The sequence below is a fragment of the Burkholderia sp. Se-20378 genome (assembly GCF_017104665.1).
In the GTDB taxonomy this organism is placed as follows: domain Bacteria; phylum Pseudomonadota; class Gammaproteobacteria; order Burkholderiales; family Burkholderiaceae; genus Burkholderia; species Burkholderia lata.
In genome coordinates this window covers 1-5400 of record NZ_JAAGPG010000556.1, presented here as the reverse complement: position 1 = coordinate 5400, position 5400 = coordinate 1, and the positions used below count along the sequence as shown (strand labels likewise).

At 67.8% G+C, this 5400-nt stretch carries 7 protein-coding genes; 6 read left to right on the top strand and 1 reads right to left on the bottom strand.

From position 1 onward, the window contains the following. Both G3N93_RS33540 and G3N93_RS33535 read left to right on the top strand, forming a co-directional pair. Positions 1–1196, top strand: a 1196-nt coding sequence (locus G3N93_RS33540) for an NAD(P)/FAD-dependent oxidoreductase (RefSeq protein ID WP_206134890.1), incomplete at its 5' end; no start/stop codon positions are given. Positions 1197–1233: 37 nt separating this feature from the next. Next, positions 1234–1611: a DUF5594 family protein gene (locus G3N93_RS33535; RefSeq protein WP_174984554.1), complete on the top strand. Its 378-nt coding sequence runs from the start codon at positions 1234–1236 to the stop codon at positions 1609–1611. A gap of 38 nt (positions 1612–1649) precedes the next feature. Here G3N93_RS33535 and G3N93_RS33530 read toward each other — a convergent pair whose 3' ends face one another. Beyond that, positions 1650–1868: a DUF6566 family protein gene (locus tag G3N93_RS33530; RefSeq protein ID WP_206134889.1), complete on the bottom strand. Its 219-nt coding sequence runs from the start codon at positions 1866–1868 to the stop codon at positions 1650–1652. 158 nt (positions 1869–2026) lie between these two features. Here G3N93_RS33530 and G3N93_RS33525 point away from each other — a divergent pair, with 158 nt between their 5' ends. The 4 genes from G3N93_RS33525 to G3N93_RS33510 form a co-directional block, all read left to right on the top strand. Then, positions 2027–2665 (top strand): MarC family protein, encoded by a 639-nt coding sequence (locus tag G3N93_RS33525; protein WP_174984551.1) that lies wholly within the window; start codon positions 2027–2029, stop codon positions 2663–2665. Between the two features lie 45 nt (positions 2666–2710). Further along, positions 2711–3175 carry a DUF1269 domain-containing protein gene (locus tag G3N93_RS33520; RefSeq protein ID WP_206123492.1) on the top strand — a complete coding sequence of 155 codons (465 nt, stop codon included), beginning with the start codon at positions 2711–2713 and terminating at the stop codon, positions 3173–3175. 458 nt (positions 3176–3633) lie between these two features. Further along, positions 3634–5001, top strand: a complete 1368-nt coding sequence (locus G3N93_RS33515) for a sigma-54 dependent transcriptional regulator (protein ID WP_206134888.1) — start codon at positions 3634–3636, stop codon at positions 4999–5001. A gap of 47 nt (positions 5002–5048) precedes the next feature. Continuing rightward, on the top strand, positions 5049–5400 hold a 352-nt coding region (locus tag G3N93_RS33510; RefSeq protein ID WP_241026805.1), incomplete at its 3' end, for a DUF4118 domain-containing protein.

The window sequence follows — 5400 nt, the reverse complement described above, 5'->3', positions numbered from 1 at the left end:
GGCCGGCCGCCGTGCCGCCTGCGCTGAATGCGGCCGGGCTGCCCGCGTCGGTGGTGATCGTCGGCGGCGGCGCCGCGGCAATTGCGGCCGCGGTGACGCTGCGGCAGGAAGGCTATCCGCATCCCGTCACGCTGCTCACCGCCGATGCCGATCCGCCGTACGACCGGCCGAACCTGTCGAAAGACTATCTCGCCGGCACAGCCGACGCCGACTGGCTGCCGCTGCGCGCGCCGTCGTTCTATGCGGACCATCACATCGACGTGCGGTGCGGCATGCGCGTCGCGCGGATCGATCCCGCGCAGCAGGCGGTCGAACTGGCCGACGGCAGCCGTGTCGGATACGGCGCGCTGCTGCTTGCAACGGGCGCCGAGCCGAACCGGCTGACCGTGCCTGGCGCGGATCTGCCGCACGTGTGCGTGCTGCGCTCGCGCGCCGATTGCGACGCATTGATCGGCAAGCTGAAAACGGCGCGACGCTGCGTCGTGGTCGGCGCGAGCTTCATCGGGCTCGAAGCGGCCGCCGCGTTGCGCACGCGCGGGGTCGACGTGCAGGTCGTCGCACCCGATGCGCATCCGATGGCGCGCGTGCTCGGCGAAGCGCTCGGCAGCACGATCCAGGCGCTGCACGAGTCGCACGGCGTGGTGTTCCATCTCGGCGCGACGCCCGCGCAGATCACGCCGGACAGCGTGACGCTGTCGACCGGCGACGTGCTGCCGGCCGATCTCGTGGTGGTCGGCATCGGCGTGCATCCGAACGTGGCGCTCGCGCAGGACGCAGGGCTGGCCGTCGAGCGCGGCGTGACGGTCGACCGTTTCCTTCAGACGAGTGCGCCCGGCATCTACGCGGCCGGCGACATCGCGCGCTGGCCCGATCCGCTGACGGGCGAGCGGATTCGCGTCGAGCACTGGGTCGTCGCCGAGCGGCAGGGCATCGTCGCGGCGCGCAACATGCTCGGGCAGCAGCGGCCGTTCGATGCGGTGCCGTTCTTCTGGAGCCAGCATTACGACCTGACGGTCAACTACGTCGGGCATGCGGAGCAATTCGATCGTGTCGAGATCGACGGCGACCTCGGCACGCACGATTGCACGATTGCGTACTGGCGCGGCAACACGCGGCTCGCGGTCGCGACGGTCGGCCGCGATCTCGACAGCCTGAAGGCGGAAGTGGCATTCGAGCAGCAGATTGCAGCCGCGTGACAGCGGCGTGACGACATGATTCGAACCCGGAGGCGAGATGAATTCCGATGTCCGTGCACGTTTCGAAACCGAGTTTGCGCCGCGCATCGCGGCGCGCGTGCTCGGCCTGTATCAGCCTGGTGAAGTGAGGGTGGAAGTCGTGCCGCACGACGGGCAGGGCAGCCCGACCTGTGTCGACGTGATCGGCCTCACGTCGACGGTCGGATTGCCGAACCGGCTGAACGCGCGGCTCGCGTGGCGTGACGATGCGATCGATGCGCTGCTGGCCGAGCCCGATCGCAGCCGCTTCGACCGCTATCTCGCGGCGCTGCCGGTCACGATCGAACGCTGGCAGATGGAGTTGCCGGTCGATTTCAGCACGCGGACCCAGCGCGATCGCGAGATCCTGATCGGCGATCTGGATTTCGATGCGTGAAACGCGTCGCGCGAAGCCCGTCGATGAGCCGCGCGCCGTTAGCGGTCGCGTGTCTTGATGATCACGCGGCCCTGGTCGATGCCGCCGCGCAGTGCTTCGTCGCACGTGAGCCATTCGGGGGTGACGAGCTCGGGCGCCGGCAGGTCGACCGGTGCGCCGTCGCGGAAGATCCGCACGTGCGCGACCCACGCGCCGTTCGCGTTGCGCGTCGCATCGACGCGAATCTCGTGATCCATGAAGGTGTCGGTGGCTTGCATCGGTCGGGGCCCTCCGTCGTGCGTGAACGCGGTGCGTCGATCGTAGCAGCATGGCGCGCGCCGTGCATCGAAAACGAAGCGGAACCTGCGCATGATTCGAAGTGCGATTCAACGCACGTTTCAACGCACGTTTCGACGTGCGGGACGGGAGCGAACCTGTGGCCTTCGACCTGACCTTTTCCATCAAGGTGTTCGCGGCGCTGTTCGCGATCATGAACCCGATCGCGAACATTCCCGTGTTCCTGTCGCTGACGGAAGGCGCGGCGGACGGCGTGCGCCGCAAGGTCGCGCTGACGGCCGCGATCGGCGTGACGGTCGGCTGCATCGTGTCGGCGGTCGCGGGCGGCGCAATCCTGCACGTGTTCGGCCTGACGATCGACGATTTCCGCCTTGCGGGCGGGCTGCTGGTGCTGCTGATCGCGCTGTCGATGCTGCACGGCGCGCCGAGTCGCCAGCATTCGCCAGGCGACGACGAAGGCGCCGATCCGGCCGCGGCCGAGAGCGTCGCGATCTATCCGCTGACCATCCCGCTGCTCGTCGGCCCCGGCACGATCGCGACGATGATCGTGCTCGGGCACAGCGCGCTGTCGACCGGGCAGGAATTCGCGTTCGCGCTCGGGCTCGTCGCGTTTCTCGTGCTGCTGGCCGTTTCGTTGTTGTCGGCGCCGCTGATCGGCCATTACCTGTCGCCGCGCGTGACGGCGGTGACGCAGCGCCTGATGGGGATGATTCTCGCGGCGATCGCGATGCAGATGATCGTCGCGAGCCTGAAGGCCGCGTTCGGGCTGCCGCATTGAGCGCGGCGCATCCTGAACCGGCCGCCTGATTACACGGAGTGGCTGATGAATACGCTGATTGTGTTGTCCTATCCCGACCTCGCGGCCGCCCATCGCGCGCTCGCCGAACTCGATACGTTGCGCGACCGGCACGTCGTCGCGCTGTCGGGTGTGGCGATCGTCGAGTGCGCAACCGATGGACAGTTGCGCGCGCATGCGGTCGACCCCGATCGCACGCCGCCCGGATCGCTGCTCGACAGCGTGGTCGAGCACATCGAATCGTCGCTCGATGCGTGGCGCGAGAAACCGGTGGACGACGCACTGATCGACCGCGTCGCGCGCAAGGCGCGCCCCGGCACCGTGTCACTCGGGCTGGCCGCGACGCAGCTCGACATCTATGCGCTGAGCACGGCGCTCGCACCGTTCGGCGGAGAAGTGATCGACACGACGCTGTCGATCGACGACGAACTGAAACTCGTCGAAGCGATTTCGAAAGCGCGCGATGGTGGCAGTCCGGCAGCGTCCGACTGACTGACGACGCGCGCGGGGCGTTCGGCGCACGACACGTGAATCGGCAGGGTCTGAATCGAACGCAAGCTGGCGAGCCCGCGCGTATCGTCGCCAACGGATTTCGACATGCGAAAAATCAGGCCGGAAAGTTTGACCGCATCCGTCTGAGAAGTGCGCAAAAGACGGGATCAGGACGACTTCGCGCCGCATGATCCGCTCCAGGCGGTGACGTTCTTACCGATTGCGACGCATTGAATCTGGCAATGCAGGTCGCATGCGCGGATAGATTTATTCGATGATCGGCGAATGCACGACATCGCTCTTCTATACTGACTGGGACTGCTTTTCACGGGAGGACAGCCAGTCCGCACGAACGCATCGATCGTGCCTCATCGTCGTGCGACCGAAGGCCGGACCTCGCTGCAACCCGCCGCGGTCCCGGCAGGCAAGCGCGCCGGGCCGCCTCACAAGGAGCCACGATGCCCTACGTCCTGATCGTCGAAGACGACGCCGATACGCGGACAATGCTCGCGGCGCTCGCGCGCACGCAGCAGTTGTCATGCGATACGGCCGCGACGCTGGAAGAAGCGCGCACGCTCGTCACGACCCATACCCCTGATCTCGTACTGTGCGATCTCGTGCTGCCGGACGGCAACGGGATGGAGCTGTTCGACGTGCTGCCGAAGCGTTCGCACTGCGAAATGGTGCTGACCACCGGCCACGCGAGCCTCGAAACCGCGATCGACGCATTGCGGCGTGGCGCGACCGACTACCTGGTGAAGCCGCTCAACATGCAGCGGCTGAACAGCATCTTCGCGCGCGTGCCGCGCACCACGGCGCTGCACGAGGAAATCGCCGAGCTGCGCGGAGAATTGCAGCGGCTCGGCCGCTTCGGCCGCATGCTCGGCAGTTCGCCCGCGATGCAGGCCGTCTACGACGCGATCGGCCGGGTGGCGCGCACCGAGGCGTCGGTGTTGCTGACGGGCGAATCGGGCACCGGCAAGGAGCTGGCCGCGCAGACGGTGCACGACCTGAGCCTGCGCCGCCGAGGCCCGTTCCTCGCGGTGAATTGCGGCGCGATCGCCGCGAACCTCGTCGAGAGCGAGATGTTCGGCCACGACCGCGGCAGCTTCACGGGCGCGGAGCGCCAGCACAAGGGCTTTTTCGAACGCGCGGACGGCGGCACGCTGCTGCTCGACGAGATCACCGAGATGCCGCTCGAGTCGCAGGTCAAGCTGCTGCGCGTGCTCGAGACCGGGCGCCTCACGCGGCTCGGCTCGACGCGCGAGATCGACGTCGACGTGCGCATCGTCGCGGCGACCAACCGCGATCCGGAAGCCGCGATGGCCGACGGCAAGCTGCGGCCCGACCTGTTCCACCGGATCAACGTGTTCCCGATCCCGCTGCCGTCGCTGCGCGAACGCGGCGACGACATCCCGATGCTGGCCGACGCGTTCCTGCAGCAGTTCAACGCCGAGAGCGGCCGGAACCTGCGCTTCGCGCCGGCCGCGCGCGAGGCGTTGAAGACCTATGCGTGGCCCGGCAACGTGCGCGAGCTGCGCAACTTCGTGCAGCGCGCGAGCATCTTCAGCGACACGGACGTGATCGATTCGCTGCCGCCGCCGATCATGGACGAACTGTCGAACGTCGCCGATTCGCACGAGGATCGTGTGACCGTGCCGTTCGGCACGCCGCTCGAGGAGGTCGACCGCAAGTTGATCCTCGGCACGATCGCGCAATGCGGCGGCGTGAAGGCGCAGGCGGCCGAGGTGCTCGACGTCAGCCTGAAGACGATCTACAACCGGCTCGCTCAGCTCGAAGACGAAGCGGACAAGCCGGAATCCTGATGCCCCGTCGACCGGACCAGCCGCGAGGCGCGCGACCGATATTCGACATGCCGCGGACCCGCGCCGGCAATTTCGTCACGGCCGTGATGCTGGTCGCGATCGCGACCGTGCTGCAGACGCTCGCGATCCGCTTCGGCGGCGTGAACCTGCCGCTCGTCCTGTATTACCCGCTGCTCGCGGGCGCCGCGTGGGCGACGTCGTTCCTGTTCGGGATCGTTTCGACGGTAATCAGCGGCATGCTCGTGTGGACGCTGTTCCTGTCCGATCCGGCGGCCTATTCGGAGCCGCTGCCCGAGCGGCTCGTGCGGCTCGGCACCTTCGTGCTGGTCGGCGCGCTGGCGTGTGCGGTCGCAGCGATGCTGCGTCACGCGCGCCTCACGAACGACGCCGCATCGCTGA

Excerpts from the sequence above, each read along its gene's own strand:
- G3N93_RS33535 (WP_174984554.1), top strand. The coding sequence starts at position 1,234 with ATGAATTCCGATGTCCGTGCACGTTTCGAAACCGAGTTTGCGCCGCGC.
- G3N93_RS33530 (WP_206134889.1), bottom strand. The coding sequence starts at position 1,868 with ATGCAAGCCACCGACACCTTCATGGATCACGAGATTCGCGTCGATGCG.
- G3N93_RS33520 (WP_206123492.1), top strand. The coding sequence starts at position 2,711 with ATGAATACGCTGATTGTGTTGTCCTATCCCGACCTCGCGGCCGCCCAT.
- G3N93_RS33515 (WP_206134888.1), top strand. The coding sequence starts at position 3,634 with ATGCCCTACGTCCTGATCGTCGAAGACGACGCCGATACGCGGACAATG.